Source organism: Vibrio sp. 2033, from assembly GCF_033339735.1.
Genome location: NZ_JAWOVC010000001.1, coordinates 335,438 through 356,270 on the forward strand (window position 1 = coordinate 335,438; position 20,833 = coordinate 356,270).

Consider the following 20,833-nt stretch of genomic DNA (forward strand, 5'->3'; position numbering starts at 1 on the left):
GTACAAAGGATTTTTGTTGCTGCGATCTCACTTATGAGTAGAAATCACTATTTCCCTCGAAAATCCGATGCCTTTTCGCGCCAGGCACTCAAATCAAGCATTGAGGCGTTTAATTTTCAAACAATTACAAAGTGTTAGGGCTGTGAACTTTACCACAGCCCTGATTAAGATCATTATGATTTGATCAAATTTTTGTAGCTATAAAGCAGATTATGCATCAACACTGCGAAAAACTTAGCCGCGCTGTGCGAGCAAACGCTCAAACTCATCGACTTTTTCACGCACTAGCTCAACACTCTGCTGCCAAAACGTTGGCTGGGTTAAATCCATAGACAGATGCTTTTCGACGACATCTTCCGCCATCATGCAGCCTGTATCGCGCAGCAAATTGATGTAATCGGTGTAAAACGCTTCGCCTTTGGTTTCTCGCTGTGCATAGATACCCTTGCTAAACAAGAAGCCAAATAGGTATGGGTAGTTATAAAAGCTCACGCTATCAATAGAAAAGTGCAGCTTGCTTGCCCAGAAGTACGGATCCGGTTCGCTCATTACGTCGCCATACCATTCTTTCCAAGTTTCTGACATCAACTCACAGAAATCATCTGCGGTTAACTCTCCATCCTGGCGGCGTTCATAAAACGATTTTTCAAACTCGTAGCGAACCGGAATGTTGATCATTAAAGCTAGCGCAGATGACAACTCTTCCCACAACATCTCGAGCTTTTCATCAACGCTCTCAGCTTTCGAAATCAAATGATCACGAACGATGTTTTCTGCAAAGATAGAGGCGGTTTCTGCTAACGTCATTGGGTAGTAAGTTTGGCAAAGTGGCAAATCACGAATAACCCAGTTATGGAACGCATGGCCAAGTTCATGTGCCAGAGTCATAAGGTCTGAACGGCTGCCACTCCAAGTCATAAACACAAGTGGTGTTCGCGTTGCTGGCAGTTTGGTGCAGTATGCGCCAAGACGCTTGTTAGCATTTGGCGCGGCATCAATCCAACCATTTTGTACCATCAAACGGACAAACTCCGACATCTCAGGGTTTACTGTTTCAAATGCTTCACAAATAACATCAATCGCTTCATCAAAGTCGTAAACCTTCGCTTCACCGCTCAAAGCAGGCATAGCCGCCAGATGATTCCAAGGTTTCATCTCATCCAGACCATGTACTTGCGCCATCAATAAACCTGCTTTCTGACCAATAGCTCGACTGTCTTTGGCGACTGTCATCATCGCATTTAAAGTTTCAGCTTGGATTCGGCTACCATGCAAACTCGGCTCTAGGAAGTGAACTTCACGCTTCGTAGAACGCTTTTTGTTTTCAGTTAAGCGCCATCCTGCTAACGCATTCAAAATCGCAGCGAATGATTCTTGGTGCGTTTGCATTGCATCTTGTACGCCTCGCCACGCGGCTTCTTGACGCTCGAATTCAGAACCATAAAGAATGCTTGCCGCTTGAGAAAACCCAAGCTCTTCACTATTACCATCTGTGTACTCAAGCTTCACTTTCAATGAGCCAGTCAGGTTATCGTATAGGTTACCCCAAGCCGATTTGCCATCCACACTCATCGCAGCCAGTAACTGTTCTTCTGCGTTGCTAAGACGAGTATCCGCCAACTTTCTAGAATTCAAGATAGAAAAAGCTTGCCCACTGATATCAGGATTCTCATGGTCTAACACGCGCAAGATAAACTCTTCGTCGGCATGAGTTAATGTCAAATCAAAGGGACTGAACGCTTGGGAAAGCTCCGAAAAGATGCGGGTCATTTTACCAAGTAACGATTTCGCTTCGGCGTTTGTTGCATCAACAGAAGCATAACAACTCGCAAAATTTGCAACTGTGCCCGCTAAACGACTCGCGGCTTCATTGGTTAAAATCGCATTTTGCATGATCTCTACGTTGCCACAATCTGCTGATTGTTTATTCAAAAGATCAATACATTGTTCCACAAGAGCAATATCGTCTTGAATTCGTGGGTCAGAAAGGTCGTTATAAACGATGGACAAATCCCAACTCGGCGTTGTCATTTCTATATTTCCTTTTTATGTAACTGAGTCAATTTTCGCTTCCTGCACCTAGCAGATGGGCTTCCACTGACATCTTCCGTGACTATGCCCGTAAGCAATATCGTTCTGGGCATTTTAATATTTATAAATTAACGAGTTAAAAGAGGTACGCCAATCGAACGCACCGAGGCGTAAATTTGCTCATCTATAGTAATTGTTATATGCGTGACAGAAGCGTTTCCTATCGACAACGTCGAATACCACTTTGGGTTACGCCAATCTAACTCCAATACATGAGCAAGAATCATACGAATGACGCCACCATGCGTGACGATAAGGAGATTGTCATTGATATCGTTGATGATTTGAGACCAAACGCGACATATGCGCTCAGAAAATGTGCTTAAGCTCTCAGCATTCGGCAACGTATGTTGTGCTGGCGATTGCCAAAAAGCATCTAGCTTTTTCCACTGCTCAGTGAGCAGATCAAAAGGCATACCATCAAAATCACCAAATGCCATCTCTTGTAAAGATTCATCCGTCATTACTGGTAATAATTGCTGTTCAGCAATGATGTTTGCCAGTTCTTGACAGCGTGAAAGTGGAGAAGAAATTATTCCACCCACACCTCGTCCACTCTCAGCCCAAGCCCGAGCAATACTCTCTTGATCAGCAGGCGTAACTTTTACATCTGTTTGGCCATGGAGTCCTGGTGGAGCGTCTACTTTTCCATGACGCACAAGATAGATATTGAGTGTTTTCATTTTGTTCCATCCTACTCTTTAAGAACCAACGGCAAACCAGCAGCAACAAAGGTAACGCGATGGCAAACACTGGCTAGTTTTTGATTCATCCGTCCTGCATTATCCACAAAATAACGACTAACCGCCCCCAAAGGTACAATGCCCATTCCAACCTCGTTAGAGACGAATATTAACGTCGCATCTGAGCCACGTACCATCTTTATAAGCTTTTCAATTTCTGCTTCTAGCTTCTCATGGGAACATTCATCACCTAACTCAAATATCCAATTGTTGAGCCACAAGGTTAAACAATCGACCAATACAACATCGGTGGTAGCGAAATTTGTCAGTAACTCAGATAAATGAAGGGGGCATTCATGCTCTTGCCACTCGCCCCCGCGTTGCTTTTGATGATGCGCTATTCGCTCTCGCATTTCTTGGTCAAATGGCAGCGCGGTTGCAACATAGTGTAATGATCGATGAGAAGCGACCGATAATTGCTTAGCTGTTTTTTCTGCCAAATGCGACTTCCCAGAGCGCGCGCCACCGAGTATCAATTGCTTCATGAGGAGTGATACAACCCAATCATAGTGAGATAAATAAGCAGTTCCGACAACTGTTGCGCTGCGCCAAGGCAATCCCCCGTAAAGCCGCCAATTCTCTTGGTTAACCAACGTTTGAACATCAAACGAAATACCACGAGAACAAGCGATATCAAGATCGCATCCGCGATACCAAGCACAAGCAATGTTATGCCACCAGTAAACAACAAAATGGAGACTTCTAGAGAAGACTGGCGACTTGCTAGCGGTTTACTTTTCGACGTATCACTGTCACTGACATAAGGCATGTCATAAATAAGCGTCGCTGCTAGTGCTCGGCTTGCGGTGTAAGCGACGACAATGACCAACCAAAAGTGCGGCAAGTTAGCCAGTTCACTCCAAAAAACATACTTAGCCAATAACGCCATAATGAGAGTGGCGGCACCATAAGTGCCAATACGACTGTCTTTCATAATAGAGAGGCGTCGCTCTACGGTCATGCCACCGCCAATGCCATCCGCCATATCGGTCAAGCCGTCTTCGTGAAAAGCCCCAGTTAACAATAAGCTAAACACCATCGTTAATACTATGGCAACCGACTCTGGGAAAAAAATTGAGGTGAGCGAGAATACCAAAGCGCAAAGTGCTCCAAGCACGAGACCAACTAACGCAAAGTAACGGCCTGCCTGATTCATGCGTTCTTCACTGTAAGGCAACGCTTGGGGCACGGGTAAGCGGCTAAAAAAACTGGTAGCTAATAGAAATAACTCCCACTGGTATCTTAACGATGACGGCATGACTTTCTCAGAATTATCAGGGACTGACACTAAACTGTAACTCCTGCACTCTCGAAGCTCGCCATTTTGTTGTAAAACTGGGCAGCAGCTTTTAACAGAGGCAAGGCAAGAGCGGCTCCTGTTCCCTCCCCTAGCCGTAAACCAAGGTCGAGCAGAGGTTCTGCTTTTAGATGTTCCAATACAAATTTATGTCCATTTTCTTCAGAGCGATGGGCAAACAACATGTATTCACGCGTTTCTTCGTCTAACAACGTCGCAATATAAGCCGCTACCGATACGATAAACCCATCCACTAAAACTGGAGTTTTAAGCCGCTTGGCTTCTAAAAAAGCGCCCACTATCTGTACGATTTCAAAGCCCCCAACCTGTGCGAGAATCGCTTTGGTATCAAGACCTCGACATCGGTTTACCCCCTGTGCTACCAGTTTATATTTGCGGCTCAACTGCTGTTGATTGATTCCGGTGCCAACGCCAACACAATAATCAATATCTAATGAGCTCAGTGCCGATAACAGTGCTGAGGCCGAACTGGTATTACCGATGCCCATCTCACCGAACATCAAGAGGTTTGAACCATGCAAAATGGTTTGCTCAGCAATCTTCGCACCATATTCTAAACCTAACGCCACTTGTTCTGGGGACATCGCTGATTGTTTAGAAAAATTAGCCGTACCGTTACCCAACCGTTGTTCAACCAAGTTGGGATGGGATTTAAATTCTGGAACCAGCACATCAATAGGAGCCAACATGCCGCAATCTATTACTTTGAGTTGAATGCCATTAATGTCGCAAAAACAGTTGATGGCTGCGCCGCCAGCGAGAAAGTTAGCCACCATTTGTTGAGTGACTTCGCTTGGCGCAATGCTCACACCCTCCTCTGCAACGCCGTGATCTCCAGCAAATACCAGCATGCTCGGTTTGCAGATAGCGATGGAATCAACTGGCTGAGGTTTATCCTGACTTTGAATAAGAGCTAACTGCAGTGCCACCTTTTCCAATAAGCCTAAAGAACCGACGGGTTTGGTTTTGTTATCTATGCGTGCTTGTATCTCCGCAGCAAAAGAGTCATCCATTTTTTACGTTCCTTTGATGTTGTCTGGGTGAGAGGTGTTCTGTTGTTCAAGAGGTCTTGTTCAGCGACAGTTTTTGCGCGCCCACTATTGTATACACTTGCATCCAATTGGGGCAGCGCTAATCAAGTTTATCTCAGGATAGTCTGCCGAGTTCGCAGAGCGTCTCACCTTTCTTGCACGAGATTATAAGTAACTCGTTGAAATCCGCTACAATAGCTTAGACTATGTTCCCATATAGGAGAAAAGATATGGATAACAACACCTGCGCAATCATCGCCGGTGCAACTGGCTTAGTAGGCTCAAAAGTCATTGCAAACCTCATAAATCAATCAGGTGTTGGAACATTATATTATCTTTCTCGCCGCCCACTCGATGGCGTCCTAGATGTGGACAACAAGCTTATTCCTCTCATTGATGCAGACCTTTCTATCCACCAATGGGATGAGAACCAACCAACACCAACCATCGGCTTTATCTGTTTAGGTACGACCCTTAAGCAAGCTGGTAGTAAGGATAATTTGCGTAGAGTAGATGTTGATCTGGTGTGCAAAGTCGCCCAACAAATGAAAACAATCGGAGTCAAACGCCTTGCGGTTGTTTCTAGCCTCGGTGCAAATAGTAAATCGCCATCCCATTACTTAGCTTGTAAAGGACAAATGGAACAACGAATCGAAGCTATGGATTTTGAGGAAATCGTATTTGTTCGCCCAGGCCCGCTTGTTGGTCAACGTCAAAACCCAAGAATGGACGAGAAGTTAGTACAAACTCTGTTTAAGGTAATTCGCCCACTTATGCTAGGCAAACTGTCCAACTTTTTACCTATTCGAGCAGAAGATGTCGCCAAAGCGATGATTTATCAACTTTTCAGTTATCAAGAAGACTCGGTGGTTTACTTACAAAGGAAAGAAATGCGTGACTTACTGCATCACTACGAATAACCATTTTGTACAATTAACGTGCTAATTCACACTCTCACGCGACTTAGATCTCGTTTTTATATTCATTTTAGATCTAGCTAATACCCGTTTGTCATTTTTAAAGTTATATCACGAGCGTTATCTTACGCTCCATAAATAAATCCGTATAAAACCCCGTATAAAAAACAACCGCCACTTCGGCTGGTTGATAAGGTCAAATTATGAATTTTGCAGTGATAGCCTCTCTAGCCGTCTTTGTTGGCATATTGTTCTTTCTATTTAACCAACAACAAAAGAAACACACTCTTTCACGTCTCGTTTTGATCGGTCTTGTTACCGGTTCTCTTTTTGGTCTTGCTTTGCAACTCATTCACGGTGAAGGCAACAGCGCTATTGCTCAAACACTTGAATGGGTAGGCATTGTAGGCAGTGGCTACGTTGGTCTACTGAAAATGGTCATCATGCCACTGGTGTTGGTATCGATGATCTCTGCAGTTGTTAAATTGGAGAAAGGTGGATCTTTAGGTAAAATTTCTGGCCTGACCATCTCTGTTCTTTTAGTAACGACTGCAATTGCTGCACTTATCGGTATCTTGGTGACAACGACATTTGGCCTTTCAGCAGAAGGGTTAACTGAAGGTGCGCGTGAAACCGCTCGTATCGCCGTTTTAGAAAGCCGTGCCGGTACAGTAAGTGACCTAACTATTCCTCAAATGCTAGTTAGTTTCATTCCAACCAACCCATTTGCTGATCTAACAGGTGCTCGCTCGACATCAATTATCGCTGTTGTGATTTTCGGCGTGTTAACTGGTATCGCCGCTCGTAAAGTGATGATGGAAAAAGCAGAGTTGGAATCACCGATTCGTACTTTCGTAGAAGCTGCTCAATCTATCGTTATGCGACTAGTGAAGATGATCATGGCCCTAACGCCATACGGCATCGCAGCACTGATGGCAAAAGTGGTAGCGACATCAAGCGCAGGCGACATCCTAAACCTACTTGGCTTTATTGTGGCGTCTTATGTTGCTATCGCACTGATGTTTGTTGTTCACGGCGTATTAGTCTCTTTTGTCGGCGTTAGCCCTGCGGAATACTTTAAGAAAATCTGGCCTGTACTGACCTTCGCGTTTACATCTCGTAGCTCAGCAGCAACAATTCCACTAAACGTAGAAGCGCAAATCACGAAGCTTAACGTACCACCAGCGATTGCAAACCTATCAGCATCGTTTGGTGCCACTATCGGCCAAAACGGCTGTGCGGGTATCTATCCTGCAATGCTAGCAGTGATGGTAGCTCCGACAATGGGCATCAACCCACTTGATCTACACTTTATCCTGTCATTGATTGCGATTATCACCATCAGTTCATTTGGTATTGCAGGTGTCGGCGGCGGTGCGACGTTTGCAGCCTTGATTGTTCTTCCTGCAATGGGCTTACCTGTGACCATCGCGGCACTGCTCATCTCTATTGAACCATTGATTGACATGGCACGTACCGCACTAAACGTTTCAGGTTCAATGACTGCGGGTACAATTGCTAGCCGAGTGCTGAAGTCACCAGAAAGTGAAGCAACATTGGAAGAAACACGAGCATAGAACTCAAATTCCTTCCAAAGCGATATAACGTAAAATATCAAGCCGATGGTTCGCCATCGGCTTTTTTCATTTTCAAAAATTCAACTTGCATCTTTCGTTGCTAGTCAAGGCGTTGAATGGTCTAATACTGTCATCGGTTTTGTAAACGGTAAGCAGAATGCACCAAGATAATCAGCCCACTTTTTTCTTCTTTGATTATGCTCAGAAAAACATAACCATATAATTAAAAAGAAAATTTAAGAAATAAATTCAAAAACAAGACACAATTAAGACGCAACGTTAAAGGCAAAATTCAAGATATTTTTCCCTGAAAGAAGCAGTTCTAATCACAAAATGCTTTTGCTCTCCTCCCCTTCAACCTTCTTAATATCCACTTAAAACAGTCCACATTCGATAGATTTTTATACGCAATTAGAGTCACAAAATATAGCTCCATATAGTGACAAGATTGATTGAACCTAATAACTTGTAAAATCTGTATAAATCAGGTTGGACTATTAATATGAAACGGCTTTTTGCCCTCACTTTAGCGACCACTGCGTTAGCTGGCTGTACTTCTACGGCAAACTTTACAAAAACGGCTCCATCAAGAATAGAAAGTATAGATTCTCGAAGCTATGAGGTTGGAGTAGAAACAAAAGCATACGTCGGTGAAGAGATTCTTACGCGAAAAGCTTATAAGACATTGGTTGAGCCAAATGCTTACCAAGCTAAGCAAGAATTCGTTCTATCTGGGGGCTTATCAAGTGTAGCAGTTAGGCTTGATGGGAAAAAAGGCGACATCTACGAGATTGTCGGTAGCAATGAAAAAGGAAATGATCTCGTCATGATTCCGGGTAGTCACCTGATGTTTGGGATCGATAATAAAGGACATTGGGACAATACTGTCGTTTCAGGTAGCTATTGGACCTCTCCGGTTGGTAGTGGGTCTCAATATGCAATGGAACCAGCTAACGCGATGTTCGAGAAGCATGATAAACGGACACCATTGGAAGAATATGGTTACGTGAACCATGAGTTGATATTTACAGGCCTCAGCGAAAGCGGAATTAATGTCTTATACCGAGAATATACTTTTAACAACCATGCTAGGTCCGCCTTTACGCAAGAATTGATTTATCCGAAGAGTACAAAAACGATTCGATTCAGAAATTATCAGTTATCAATAGATTCCGTTACGTCAGAGTCTATCGTTTATACAATCACAAATGATTAAAGTAAGCCCCATAATGGGGCTTTAACTAAGCCGCTTTTGGGTATCCCTGTTCGTCGGGTTCGTTGTCATCATCCTCATACACGCGCACATCATAGTTCACCGCCTTAACGCTGCACTTCTCAGTGCCTTGTGGCGTCACATCATTAATGAGCGCTGGATAACACCACTTATCCGCAGGCCCAAACAGCCACAATGGTGGCTCCATTTCGCCGTCTAGTGAAGGCGTAAAGCCCAAGTTACTGGTGATGATGACTTCGTTAGGATGACTCCCTTTGGTGCAAACATGCGGCCCTGATGCCCTACCATCGGGTTTTCGAACGGTGATGTGATGCACGCCGCTTTCCCATTCCAGTGGCAAGTCCAGCCATAGGTGCGTCTTGCCGTTCTGAATGCTAAACCCTTCTAACCTGCCGCTTTGCGCGTAACCTGGCACATCGTCACCCAAAGCAACGTAATCGAGGTAGTTAGAGTTAAAGGCATCCATCTCAGTTTGGAATGAATACTGAAAACGTCGATAGCGCTTCTTACGTCGTACTCGCATACCAAATTGCCACGCCTTGGTTGGGTCGGTCACACCAAACGCTCTGACTTTCTCCGGCTTGATGCCGAGGTCACCAGGCAGCAAGCACATTATGGTTTCCGGTTTCCATGTCAGAGTGGAGAAGTATTCCACCTCCACACCGTCGGGCTCTTCTTCGCGGATAAAGCTGCCTGAGCGCTCCAGTCCTTTACCGAGCATGTTGTCCGGTTGGTACTGAAAATCAAAAGTGGTTCTTGGCTCATCCCGAACTGGAATGATTTGACCGTATTTGAGCGTTGGCTCGGCGTAACCGACGAGCAAGACTTTCTTCAATACCTCGAACAAGGTGCTGCTGTCGGTGAATACTGCGTCGAACGTATCCCCTCTGGTTTTCCAAACCTCATGCAAACGCAGCAGCTCGTAATGACCGATGTGAACATCACTCAATCCACTATCAAGAATGATGTAGCGGATAGCCGGTGCTATGTCTCGGGTCGGGTAAAGCGCTTGCGTCCAACCCCCTAGCCCATCTGGAATTTGCAGTTTACGGGTTGGCACCACGCCCAGCTTATTCTCCGCGCTACGTGAGAGCGAGTTACTGCCACGGATTTTGAAGGCGATGGTGGTGAAGTCGTCATACTTGGTGTTGCTATCAAGTCGCGCTTTCAATCGGCGGTACTCGATGCGATCCAAATACTTGAGGTCTTTATTGTCGTTGGTGATCCGATACACGCGCACTTCAGGGCGAACTTTACGACCTAAGTCAATTTCGATAGTTTCCGCAAGCTGATCGCGAGTGCCGTCTCGGCGCTCGTACTTGACTTGGTTCCACTCGGTTTCTCCCTCTCCGCGCCATTCAATCATGGCCTCGACAGTGAGCGCGTTGGTGTCACCGTTCTTGTTCACGTATCCAAGGCCGTCAGGGTGTTTGAAGTCGATGTAAATCTTATCGGCCACCTCTGAGGCTGGGCAGGCAAAGTGTGGACCTGCAGGTTTACCAGGCAGTGCCACTTCGGTTTCAAGCGTCCACCCTTTGTTCTCGCCTTGATGCGTGAAGACATCCCACCACACCTGCGCTTTCGTCCCTTCGGGATACAGCCTATCGACTCGGCCTTTCGGGTTGTTCGCTTCACGGATTATATAGCGGCCATCGTCCGTGCCGTGAAACTTGATGGGATGATGGCGCGTTTCTGAAGGTACGGTGTCGACCGTTATCCAGTAGCCCTCACCATTTAAGATGCGCAGCGCATAGAACGTCTCGCCATTGACCTCAAACGTCTGCTTAATGTCCACCATGCCGACGGAATATTCCACCACGGGGTCGGCTTCATGTGGGACGTAATAGTTAGTCGGGTATTCAACATAATCGCCTTGTTTGCAGTCATGCAAATCAGGGTCACGCGACCAAAAGTTAAGAATGTCTGCTCCATCTTCGTTTCGCCAGCCACCATCACCACTTGCTTCGGTGATCTCACGAATACCAGGCGAACCGGATATCTTGATGATGTGGCCAGCTTCCCATTCAACAGGCCAGTATTCTGTGGCAAGTCCATCCACATCGCTCACCACGCCGAGCGTATCGTCCACCACATTGACTTGGCTCGGAGTGATGGAGTTAATCGGCCCTTCTAGCTCGATCCCTGCCGTGGAAGACGTCGAACCGACCTCGCGTGAGGTATAAATGTTTTCGTGTGCTGGGTGGCTGGTCACGTCCTCCCCTGGCGCAAACACTTGATAACTGATGTCCCCTGCGTATTTCGACACAGGCGTGTCACTGATGGTGATGTCGTCGCCCGTAAGCTCAAACTCGCCATTGCCAATGGCGGTCATCATGAGCAGGTACTCTTCATCTTCTGAGAAATACCAATGCGGCTCACTGATGATGTCAGGGAAGGTTTTGTGGCGTCCAAACAGCTCAGGGATTACCCCCATCAATCGCACTCGGTTGCCTTGTGCGTTGGCTTCATAAATCGGACTGCCTTCTGGCATGGTTTTCTGGAAGTTGTCAGGGATTTGGTTCATGGCGTAGATGGCCGCGCCAGCCGCCACCACTGCGATCACCGCATAAGCGATACTTGCAGGCTCTTTCGGCTCGGCAACCAACTCCACTAAGTCACCGTCTTGCCAAACGTAATCAAACCAATCTGAGGAAGTACGCTGTTTTTTATTCACGAAATAAGAAAACGGCGGCGTTTCTGATACGTAGTAACCTTTGATGTTCGCAGCCATCCAATCATTGAGCGTTTGCCCAGGTTTGATTGGGGTAAACTCGCACTTACTACGATTGAGCTTGTTGGGATAAACCGCTAGTACAGTCATGTTCGATGTAGTACCTCGTAATTAGTGACATACGCTCAAAATCAGACAGGCGACAGAGCCAAGGTCGGCCCATTTTTCGCCCTGTTTGAGCCACTTTCAGCCCGTTTTCATTCACCACGACACCCACATGCACCAAAGTGTCTTCAATCAGGTGGCATGCGATTGCGCCGTCTATCGGGGCGGTTTCAACATACCCACCCACCAATTGGTGATAGGCGTCGGTCATGCCTGCTTTGTCGTCTGGGTCCACGGTCCCAAAGCTGTCTAATAAGGGGAATCCGTGGTGAAGGTGGCGAACCAAACGAACAAAGCCCCAACAATCCAGACCATGCTCGTCACGACCATGGTCAAGATAGGGCACCGCCATTAACTCATTTAAAGTCATTAGTTCCCCTGGTACTTGAGTCCTTTGGTGATCGTTGGCGTGTAGCGGCGCTTTGGCCATGCTCGGTTCACCAAGTCATGAAACGACGCGACAACGCCGACGGTTTGAATGTTGTCTTTTTCACTGACCGCCGTCAGCGTGAGGGGTGGCTCGGCAGGTGCCGAGACATGGGGATACAAGTAAAAGCGATACGTGATGGTCACTTTGCTGCCATCTTCCATGGCTTTATCAATAAAGCGACGGGCCTCGCCCGTCACGTTATCAATCTGGAATTGCAGGTTCTGTTTCCCTTTGACGCTTTTACCCGGCAATGACACCCCGAACGCCGACGCTCGAAAGAAGGTCTCTACCCCTGTTTCTAGCCCAAGATAAATGCCTTCCACACCGTCGACTTCAAGATGATAGAAACCGTCAGCCAGACGAATGACCGATTCCGGCTCGCCTTTTTGATACGCATCTTCATTTTTGATTTCTATGGTGTGGATGGGGATTTTATCGACAGGAGCAGAGGCGTAATAAACCTCTATGGCTTTCATAACATTTATTGCACATTGATGTTTAAAGGAGAGAAGTAGCTGCGTAACTGGCTATTCACTTTGCTGATGGTCTGTTCATCCAACAGCTTGTTGTAAATAAGTAGTGCCGAGACGTGGATGATAGGCTCTCGTCCCACTTGGCTCTCACCCAGACGGATTTTATCCATTGATTTCGAGATTGGGTTCTCCGACGTTTTAGATGCCACCATGTTCAGTCCAGGCACACTCAACTTAACCATGTTTTGGCTTCGCTGAGAAACTGACAGGAATGGGCTATCAACATCAAACGCGAGCGTGCTTGGTTGAACCGCAGAGCCATCAACACTGTCCTTGCCCCAAATGATCAACTTACCTGCTTGAGAATAGACAGTAAACCCATCGGTATACGTACCGACCATAAAGCTATTCACGGCAGGAGTGGCAACACGCTTACCCACCATAAACACGGTCAGTTCTTCGTGCTCAGCATCGACAACATTGGTCGTGATGAGGTCGGTGGCACTATTAATGGTAATGCCTGACTCATCCAAAATAGGATTACCTGTGATGCTCAACTGACCACCTGCTAATGTGGAGATACGACCATCAAAAGTGTAGCCAGCAATCAACCCTTCAGCCTCTACAGGAAAAAAGACAGGTAAGTTCGGGTTGTCAAAATTGGCGTTATTTAAGCGAATAACAGTAGCCATAATTAAATTTCCTTCATGAAAGCGACTAGATAATTGTGAAGAGGGTGAACAACGCCATCTATGTTGATGTGCTCATGCTCAGTGGCCGTGTCACGAACACACCCATCATGGAATCGGGCATAGCTGATTTGTAATGGCGACGACAACGTTCGATCAGCTTTGATTCGAATCGCATTGTCATTAACGATTTCGACAGACTGAATAACCGCTTCACCATTTAAATCCTTTAAACGAAAACCTGCGTGAGACTCACCGGGTTCGATGACTAAGCCCTTATTTGGAACGTGAAGCTTAATGTCAACACTGTTCCCTGAGTAACTGAAAGACACTGGAGATAGTGGTTTCCACTTAATTCCATCCACCATCACGCGTTTCCATGCTTTGCCTAAATAAGCGCCCAACAACTTGTAACTGTAATTCGTCATGTGGATTTCATCGGCAACGAAATCCATCCAATACGTCGGAGTGGCAATAAAGATAAGTGGATCTAGCTCAGAAGCGAGCATCTGAGCATTAGGCACTCCCCACATGCGATCATCGGTGCGATACAAGGCTGGTGCCGTTTGGTAACTAAACATCGGCAAGTTCGCCGCTTGGTTGCCACTTCGGATAGCTTGCATGTCCTTTCTGAGTTTGAGCAGTTGAGTGACATAAGCTTCTGAGTCTGGGTTGCCGAGGTCATTTTCACCTTGAACCCAAAACACTCCAGCTAACGAAGTGCCACGACCATCTCGTTTCGCAGCTTCTTGCCCGTTGAGAACCATTTGTTCAAATCTTGCGAAATTCACCGTGCCCTTTGACAGTTCTTCAATCTTGGTCGAACTGCGGCCAGCGCCTCCCATCAAGAACGCCAACTGAAGCCCACCATTTTCTCGATCACATAAGTCATGAATCATTTGCAAGACACCCGCTTGTGGGGTTTCACGGTTACGATTCGCGGTGCCCTCTTTGTAAGGCATCAGAGGGTAAAACTCGGGGATGGTATTGGATTCAACATAGGCACCGTGTGAAAACATGTAATCAACGGGACTGTCTTGAATGGATATGGCAGGCTCACCTTCGGCACCAACCGATAACGACTGACCGTACATAATGAGCTGCGTCAGTTCAGACAACGGTGGTAGATTTAAATCCTTAGGCTCGATAAGACGGTTTACGGTCAATTCAACATCATCAAAGCCTAACTTTTCCAGTTTGAGACCAGGAATTTCAATCGTGCCATCATCATTTACTTTCAAGGCGATTCTATTTTTGCTGTCGAGCACCACTAGCTCTTCACCGCCGTCTCGCGCTTCAAAGTTCATATTGGCGACACTCAACGTGCCATCGGCCAAAAGCTGCAAAAGGATTTGGTTAAACTGGTTCATAAACAACAGATCGCCAGAATCACCTGCCAATTCCGTTAATAAACCAGAGAACTCAACCGCGCCATTCGAACGCACCCCAATGGCTTGACGGCCATTTCTGTCTGTGACCGCAAACTCCGTATTGCTAGTATTTTTGTTAACGTTTTCAAGCCCTAGTTCATCAACGCGAAATTCAGCTTTATCAAATAGGGCATTGGCTAACAGTGATACATCATAAGGCGATTTTTCCCATATCGTCCCAGTCCAACCGTATAGGCCATTATTTTCCGGCTTCGAGTCGCGCCAAACTTCAGCAAGAACAATATTTTCAGGTGGAAAGACAGGCAAACTAGCTCGGGTTTCGTAAGCCTGTCGACCTTGAACCATCGCTTGTATTGCGGACCATTTATCTGCGATGTCTTTGCTCACTGAGGGTTTGATAACGCCACCGACGGTAACAGTATCTTGCTCGCCACCTATTAGTATTTGGTTCAGCCAGTCAATATACTGACGAAGCTCTTCCATCATTTGAAAAAAATTATTGCTATTTGTCATTCTTCCAGCTCTCTGTGTAATAGCGGCTCATGTCGATCTCTGTCATCAGTTCATTAAGCGTATGAGGGAATAAAATCTGGCTAACGGTGATTTCTTCGCTTTGGATTGGGTATTGGCGAATTTCACATTTCACGGTGTAGTAAAACTTGCCACCTTTTGGCTTGGCGTCTTTGAGTGGGTGGTCTTTCATTTTGATTTGTAGGGGAACCACGCCCAGCTCGGTGCGCTGGTTTAAGGTAAACCAACGAATGCCACCACTGAGTGCATGGTCTACCCAACCAAGAAACGCCGCTGCTTTGTCCTTTGGCATCCGAAACACGAGGGTTTGGAACGTCGGCACGATGATATGCCGACGACGGTCCCGAGTACGCCCTGTCGACATTTCCGTGGAAATACGATTGGACATCTGTTCGATTTTGTCAGGAAACTGAGGATGTGGCAGGTAGCTTGGGTACATCATTGTCATGAGTGCTTATACTCCCACTGGCTTGAGGTCAAAGCGCTGCGCGATCCCTTGAGACATTGGTCCGTCAGAATCGAGGTCTTCCAAAAAGACATCGGCGATGTTTTCACCATTGTCACCTTGGCGCTCTCTCACTTTCGCTCCCTCTGGTGCGCCGTAAATGTTCACCACGTTACGACCTCCAACGGCCAACCCTGCCTTGGCTGAATCCAGGCTTGGATCATTCATCGCGAACTTCTGACGTTGCATGGCCATGATGGCGCTATACATTTGGTCGATTCGGTTCGCGGATTCGTTGGTGTAAACGCGCTCACCTGCTTTCAGCGTCCAGTCGGATTCCATTCGACCACCCAACATCGGCACTTCGGATATCCCGTTGTGCGCCATGTTAGAGACTGAATCGACTTTGCTGGCCATGGAGATACCAAAGCCCATTGCCGTGCCTGCCGCTGCCGCAGCAAGACCAGGACCGACATAAGGAATACCAACCAGAGATTTGTATGCCGCTGACGCTGATTCGTAAGCGTTAAGCATGATTTGGACACGCGCTGCGGTTTTACCAATACGAGCGGCGTTTTTGTTTTCACTGCTTTGCAGCTCGGAGATTTGACCGAGGAAGTTGCTCATACCTCGAACGCGTTCTTGCATCAAGCGCTCTTCACGATACGCCCGTTTTTCAGCTTCTATTTTGGCCTTTTCGGTTTTGGCTTCTTCACTCTTAGCAAAAGACTCGATTGACGCTTCCAAGGCATCATCTTCTAAATCTTTACGCGTCTTTTCTGCATTTAGATAGAACTCTGTCTCACGGTCACGATACTCAGCTTTTAGCGCTTCCAAGGTATCAAAGCCACGACGCTTTAACTCTTGCTCAGACACCTGCATTTCTTCGATGTCACGCAAGCGTTGTTCATGCGCTAAGATGAGCTTTTCACGCTCACTCGCGTACTGCATATCGAGCGATGCTAGGCGCGATGCGCCAGAGGCTTGCGCTTTACCAACGCTAGGATCGTCTTTTAAAGTCCGAATCGGCGGTTGTGGCTTGGTGGTGTCATCACCCGTACCATCACGGTTAAAACCAAGTTCTTGGTCTTCATATTGGCGCTGATACTTATCAACGGTACTGATGAGCGCTTCATACTCTGCAGCGAGCTTGGCAACTTTGGACTCTTGAGCGCTAACTCTTTCACTAAAGCGCGAGTTAGCCATACGTGCTTGAACTTCAACATTGCCTTCAGCACTTCTTTCTGTTGCCTGCAAGCCCTCTAAAGCTTTCTGCGCTCTCTCAAGCTCTATCTTGACGGTTCTCGCTTCGTCGCGAGCATCACCAAGTTTCTTCAATAAGCCATTTTTAGTTTTAGGGCTATCGCTCATGCTGTCGAACAGAGCGCCCCAATAATCAACTGAGACGACGAGCTGATCGGTAAACCAATCTATCTGTTCACTAGCGCCCAATACACCATTAGCAAAAGAACGTTGAAGTTTAAGACCAACATCTGTGAGCTTTTGGTCCATCTCTTTGAATTTCTCAATGTCATACTCCGACATCGACACGTTCAAATCGTCGTACTTTTTGGTCAACTCAAAGAGCTTTTGGCCTTGATTTTCAAGCAATGGCATCAAGGCCGAGGCATCGTTGGCGATACTCTCCAGATAAAATATCTGGCTTTTCATTGGAACGTTGGCTTCGTCCATCGCCGTTTTGATGGCAATCAACGCATCGGGACCCGACAGCTCTTGCAGCTTCTCAATGGTCAGGCCAACTGTTGGCGCGATGTTCTCCATGAAGTCGGCAAATTCACCACCTTCATTTTCGGTAAAGTCGCCCAGCTTATCGTTAACGTCCTTCAGTATCTCGGCCATGTTTTCGCCGCTGATATTGAACTGCTCAGAGGCGTATCCCAAGGCTTGAATTTGCTGGACCGATACCTGAGCAACGGTGGCCATCTTTTCGATTTCGCGCGCTTGTTGCGCCTGCTGCGTAATGAGGTAAGCCGTGGCACCTGTGACGGCACCAATGCCTGCCGAGACATAACCTGCAGCATCTAACACGCCGCGACCTGCGTTTTTGGCACGGTCTGCGGTTTGCTCTAAAGAGCGGCTTAATGATAAGTTTGAGTCGTTCGCCGCTTTGGCTTCTTTGGTGTAGCCACGCAGCATCTTTTTGGCGTAATCCACATCTTTCTGAAACTTGGCGGTTTCAGTATTGAAGCGGATATTAAAATCAGCTATCTGGGCACTCAAGGCGAACTCCTCCTGCCGATGCGCTCAACGCCATCAGCTCTTCGTCGGTGTATTCTTTCGATTCTTCTTCGGGATGTTCTAAGGTTGGCAGGAAGTCTTGGTAGCTTCTGAGGACGCTTTCGTCCTTGCAGCCTGCGGCCATAGCCGTGACATTCCAATTTGAAGAACAGGTCACGGCAAAGCGCAGATTGTCCATCTGGTGCTTGAAGCCGTGTTTTGAAAAGTATTCACGCCACTCCACAACGGCTTCGCCGCTAATGGAAGCCAACAAGGTGCGCCAACAGACTTGCCCGAACTCTCGGGCAAGGTCCATGGCAAACTCAATTTCATCCCGAATTAGACTTTTGGGTCGGTGGATTCCTGAGTTGTGTTTTCTTCCGTTGTAGCGGTTTCAGTGGTAGTAGTGGTATCCGAGGTGCCTTCAGTAGCATCCTGCTTCTTTGGCGTAGATAACCCTGAGAAGTCGGCTATTTCAAAATAAAGCGTTTCAACTTGTGGCGGTGTCATCATCGACATGATCTGCTGATGACGCTCATCTAGGTCATCAACATCACCACGATAGGCATACGCGACTAAACGAGCCTGAGCCATGAAGTTGATGCGGAACCAAGCGTTTGAGTACTTTTTCAAATCAAGAAGGTAACGCTCTTTTTCTTCCTGGCTAGCATCTTCAGCAGGTTCTATTGGTCGGTCTGGATCGGGAATTTCTGCACAATAGTCCATGTAATTCAGTCTATCTAAACCAGATAGTTGAGTAATGGTGACGCTTTGACCTTCAATATCGACAACTTTTGTTTTTAAAAAGTCTGGTGTCATGATTATGCTCCTGCGCCAGCGGCTTGTTCAGCAATCAGCATTTCCGCGAGTTTTGGCTTGCCAACGTTTTTGAATTTAACTGAGCGAGTGATTTTCTCTTTAATCGTCACCGCTTTACCCAATGAGTTGATGTAGCCAGAATACACATCCACCGTGCCATTCGGGTACTTGGCGCGGTACTCGGTCACCACTCCTTTATCGACATCATCAATGAGCTGCTGTTGGCCAGGCTCTCCTGGCTTCCAAACGATAGTTAAATTGGTTTCTCCTGCTGACTTTTGACCTGGCGTTGTTTTAGCCCAATCAGACTCAGGATCGTCTAGGTAGTTATCTTCTTCGTCTTCCACGGTGATTTCACCTGGTTGAAGCTCTTTAACGCCGCCTAACTTGTCCCATTTGTCGTCATTAAGGTAATCTGCAGGCGTTTGCAGTTCTTGGTTGTCTTTCAATCGCCAGAACGTAGTGCCAGCGCCTTTGATTGCTTGAGTTGGGTCCGACATGATTAAACCTCTTCGGTGTATTCAATAGTAAATGTTAAAACCGAGGAACCCCATGGAGCCCCCTCTTCGCGTACATAAGAAAAACCCGCTCGATTACATAGACTGAGCAAACCATTAGCGGTGTAGTGACGGTCAATTACGCCCCGAACTTTCTCACTAAAGTTATCTAGGTCGTCATCCAGTTGATTGGTTGCCAAGTCCATAATCTCTACAGCAAGTACCGAGCTCCACACCTCTTCATCAAAATCCTGCCCAGTGGATTCACCATCTAGCAAGTAGACCGAAATAGCTGGAACTTCGAGGTATCCTGTCTCACCGTCATCACTGGCTGTAACTGGCTCACCTCGGCCAGAAAAATAAGCAGCGATAAGGGGTTGCCCTTCACTGTCAATTAGTGCTTTTTCCAAGTCAGAAATGACCTGTTTTCGAATTTGTTTGTTAATTTCCACGCCCTACCTCTCTGCGGATTACAAGCCTGATTTGCTGCCCCATGGCATAAGAAAGCTCTTTCGGCATATCTGTCTTCATGAGCTTTTTGCTATTTGTTTCAAAGGCAGTGGTGATTTCGTTTTTGATGGGAATTGCGCACATCTTGATTGGGTAACGAGCATCGCTGGTACGTTGCATGATATGCCACTTTCCATTCTCCAATTTCTGAAGAAAGGCATTGTCAAACTTATGCTTACCCACTTTTATGGACGTAAAGCCGGATACTTCACGCTTGGTATAGCGACCATCCTTGCCACGGGTTGCGCTTTGCACCTGGTAACGCCCTTTTTTGCGGCGGATTTGAGTACGGGCTTCCCCTATGTGAATGGCTGGTATGTCATTGCGTCTGACTCTGACGTAGGCAACAGGCTGCTTTGGAGATGCCTTTTTGGATACTCTGGTATAGCGTCTGATGATTTTTTGCTGAACCTTAACCACCTTAGAGGTGTCTTTTACTGAATGGCTAATAGCTCTCTTAGCGATTCGGTTTATTGCCATAGAAGCTGCACGAGGTACCGCTTTTTCGTCTAAAGCACTGAGGTTCTTTACTGCAGTTGCCAACTGGCGGTCTAGTTCATTCATTTCAGATCAAAACTAATTAAGCCATCATGGTACTCGGGCACATCAGCAACCACATGGCTTCGGCCTTTATAGGTAACTTTGTCACCTTTGCGAACCTTCACTCCTGATGAGCCGGAGATAGACAAACGGGTCACATTGGCAGCCATCATCCCAAATTGATCTTGTGATGTATTTGGAACCACTTTTGCAGACTGACCCGCAATGGTGGCTGACTCTCCGAATGCGCTAAATAAAGCAGCATCCATTTCAGCCACAGATTGAGACCAATTACTCATCTTCGTCCTCTTCGACTTCAAGATCGTCTTCTAGTATCCAGACTGCTTTCTTTTGGCCAACCAGAGAACGTGCTTCAGACGGTGTAATGTCGCAGCCTTGCCCCACTTCAAGTGCAGTTTCAGGCTTCAATAATTGACCGCGACAACGAAATGGTTGTGTAACTAAAATTGCTTTAACTGACATTTGTTTCTCCAAATAAAAAGCCACTCGATTGAGTGGCTTA

General features: G+C 46.6%; 22 protein-coding genes. 3 read left to right on the forward strand and 19 right to left on the reverse strand.

Translation table 11 applies throughout. The features are described from left to right. Positions 1 to 234: 234 nt before the first annotated feature. The 5 genes from R7P74_RS01470 to cobT form a co-directional block, all read right to left on the reverse strand. Positions 235 to 2,031 (reverse strand): M3 family oligoendopeptidase, encoded by a 1,797-nt coding sequence (locus R7P74_RS01470; protein WP_138939952.1) that lies wholly within the window; start codon positions 2,029 to 2,031, stop codon positions 235 to 237. 128 nt (positions 2,032 to 2,159) lie between these two features. After that, positions 2,160 to 2,774 carry an alpha-ribazole phosphatase gene (gene cobC / locus R7P74_RS01475; protein ID WP_225491444.1) on the reverse strand — a complete coding sequence of 205 codons (615 nt, stop codon included), beginning with the start codon at positions 2,772 to 2,774 and terminating at the stop codon, positions 2,160 to 2,162. A gap of 11 nt (positions 2,775 to 2,785) precedes the next feature. Then, positions 2,786 to 3,319 carry a bifunctional adenosylcobinamide kinase/adenosylcobinamide-phosphate guanylyltransferase gene (gene cobU, locus R7P74_RS01480; protein ID WP_025766771.1) on the reverse strand — a complete coding sequence of 178 codons (534 nt, stop codon included), beginning with the start codon at positions 3,317 to 3,319 and terminating at the stop codon, positions 2,786 to 2,788. Then, positions 3,316 to 4,092, reverse strand: a complete 777-nt coding sequence (locus tag R7P74_RS01485; RefSeq protein WP_053350436.1) for an adenosylcobinamide-GDP ribazoletransferase — start codon at positions 4,090 to 4,092, stop codon at positions 3,316 to 3,318. Before R7P74_RS01485 ends, cobU begins: the two co-directional genes overlap by 4 nt. A 29-nt stretch (positions 4,093 to 4,121) precedes the next feature. Next, on the reverse strand, positions 4,122 to 5,165 hold the full coding sequence (gene cobT / locus R7P74_RS01490; protein WP_021707632.1) for a nicotinate-nucleotide--dimethylbenzimidazole phosphoribosyltransferase: 1,044 nt from the start codon (positions 5,163 to 5,165) through the stop codon (positions 4,122 to 4,124). A gap of 248 nt (positions 5,166 to 5,413) precedes the next feature. On the opposite strand from cobT, the gene R7P74_RS01495 reads away from it, so the two are divergent. The 3 genes from R7P74_RS01495 to R7P74_RS01505 all read left to right on the forward strand — a co-directional run bounded on the left by R7P74_RS01495 (position 5,414) and on the right by R7P74_RS01505 (position 8,893). Then, positions 5,414 to 6,103 (forward strand): NAD(P)H-binding protein, encoded by a 690-nt coding sequence (locus R7P74_RS01495; RefSeq protein WP_053350419.1) that lies wholly within the window; start codon positions 5,414 to 5,416, stop codon positions 6,101 to 6,103. Between the two features lie 200 nt (positions 6,104 to 6,303). Next, positions 6,304 to 7,677 (forward strand): L-cystine transporter, encoded by a 1,374-nt coding sequence (locus R7P74_RS01500; RefSeq protein WP_005377885.1) that lies wholly within the window; start codon positions 6,304 to 6,306, stop codon positions 7,675 to 7,677. 502 nt (positions 7,678 to 8,179) lie between these two features. Continuing rightward, complete coding sequence (locus R7P74_RS01505) at positions 8,180 to 8,893, forward strand: hypothetical protein (RefSeq protein ID WP_025766776.1); 714 nt, start codon at positions 8,180 to 8,182, stop codon at positions 8,891 to 8,893. Positions 8,894 to 8,918: 25 nt separating this feature from the next. Here the strand turns inward: R7P74_RS01505 and R7P74_RS01510 are convergent, their stop codons facing one another. From R7P74_RS01510 to R7P74_RS01575, 14 genes are read right to left on the reverse strand one after another with little or no spacing between them, the layout of a single operon-like run. Beyond that, positions 8,919 to 11,732, reverse strand: a complete 2,814-nt coding sequence (locus R7P74_RS01510; protein ID WP_318122584.1) for a host specificity factor TipJ family phage tail protein — start codon at positions 11,730 to 11,732, stop codon at positions 8,919 to 8,921. Then, entirely contained in the window at positions 11,692 to 12,117 is a 426-nt protein-coding gene (locus tag R7P74_RS01515; RefSeq protein ID WP_086046685.1) for a phage tail protein, read from the reverse strand. Before R7P74_RS01515 ends, R7P74_RS01510 begins: the two co-directional genes overlap by 41 nt. Continuing rightward, complete coding sequence (locus tag R7P74_RS01520; RefSeq protein WP_005376972.1) at positions 12,117 to 12,653, reverse strand: DUF1833 family protein; 537 nt, start codon at positions 12,651 to 12,653, stop codon at positions 12,117 to 12,119. Before R7P74_RS01520 ends, R7P74_RS01515 begins: the two co-directional genes overlap by 1 nt. A gap of 5 nt (positions 12,654 to 12,658) precedes the next feature. Further along, positions 12,659 to 13,342, reverse strand: coding sequence for a hypothetical protein (locus R7P74_RS01525; protein WP_318122586.1), 684 nt, complete (start codon positions 13,340 to 13,342; stop codon positions 12,659 to 12,661). Between the two features lie 2 nt (positions 13,343 to 13,344). Next, positions 13,345 to 15,243 carry a sialate O-acetylesterase gene (locus tag R7P74_RS01530; RefSeq protein WP_318122588.1) on the reverse strand — a complete coding sequence of 633 codons (1,899 nt, stop codon included), beginning with the start codon at positions 15,241 to 15,243 and terminating at the stop codon, positions 13,345 to 13,347. Further along, positions 15,233 to 15,709, reverse strand: a complete 477-nt coding sequence (locus tag R7P74_RS01535) for a hypothetical protein (RefSeq protein WP_318122590.1) — start codon at positions 15,707 to 15,709, stop codon at positions 15,233 to 15,235. The genes R7P74_RS01530 and R7P74_RS01535 overlap by 11 nt, the downstream gene beginning before the upstream one ends. 6 nt (positions 15,710 to 15,715) lie before the next feature. Beyond that, entirely contained in the window at positions 15,716 to 17,947 is a 2,232-nt protein-coding gene (locus tag R7P74_RS01540) for a hypothetical protein (protein ID WP_318122591.1), read from the reverse strand. Then, positions 17,928 to 18,260 (reverse strand): phage tail assembly protein T, encoded by a 333-nt coding sequence (locus R7P74_RS01545; RefSeq protein WP_025632816.1) that lies wholly within the window; start codon positions 18,258 to 18,260, stop codon positions 17,928 to 17,930. Before R7P74_RS01545 ends, R7P74_RS01540 begins: the two co-directional genes overlap by 20 nt. Positions 18,261 to 18,283: 23 nt before the next feature. Further along, positions 18,284 to 18,763, reverse strand: coding sequence for a phage minor tail protein G (locus R7P74_RS01550; RefSeq protein WP_025766784.1), 480 nt, complete (start codon positions 18,761 to 18,763; stop codon positions 18,284 to 18,286). Between the two features lie 2 nt (positions 18,764 to 18,765). Next, positions 18,766 to 19,263 carry a phage tail tube protein gene (locus R7P74_RS01555; protein WP_025766785.1) on the reverse strand — a complete coding sequence of 166 codons (498 nt, stop codon included), beginning with the start codon at positions 19,261 to 19,263 and terminating at the stop codon, positions 18,766 to 18,768. Between the two features lie 2 nt (positions 19,264 to 19,265). Further along, positions 19,266 to 19,712: a phage tail terminator protein gene (gene gpU, locus R7P74_RS01560; protein ID WP_025766786.1), complete on the reverse strand. Its 447-nt coding sequence runs from the start codon at positions 19,710 to 19,712 to the stop codon at positions 19,266 to 19,268. Further along, positions 19,702 to 20,334 carry a phage tail protein gene (locus R7P74_RS01565; protein ID WP_025766787.1) on the reverse strand — a complete coding sequence of 211 codons (633 nt, stop codon included), beginning with the start codon at positions 20,332 to 20,334 and terminating at the stop codon, positions 19,702 to 19,704. The genes gpU and R7P74_RS01565 overlap by 11 nt, the downstream gene beginning before the upstream one ends. Further along, positions 20,331 to 20,609 carry an ATP-binding sugar transporter from pro-phage family protein gene (locus tag R7P74_RS01570; protein ID WP_025766788.1) on the reverse strand — a complete coding sequence of 93 codons (279 nt, stop codon included), beginning with the start codon at positions 20,607 to 20,609 and terminating at the stop codon, positions 20,331 to 20,333. The genes R7P74_RS01565 and R7P74_RS01570 overlap by 4 nt, the downstream gene beginning before the upstream one ends. Continuing rightward, the gene (locus tag R7P74_RS01575; protein ID WP_025766789.1) at positions 20,602 to 20,793 is read right to left on the reverse strand and encodes a hypothetical protein; all 192 of its coding nucleotides are present in this window, start codon (positions 20,791 to 20,793) and stop codon (positions 20,602 to 20,604) included. The genes R7P74_RS01570 and R7P74_RS01575 overlap by 8 nt, the downstream gene beginning before the upstream one ends. Positions 20,794 to 20,833: the final 40 nt, after the last annotated feature.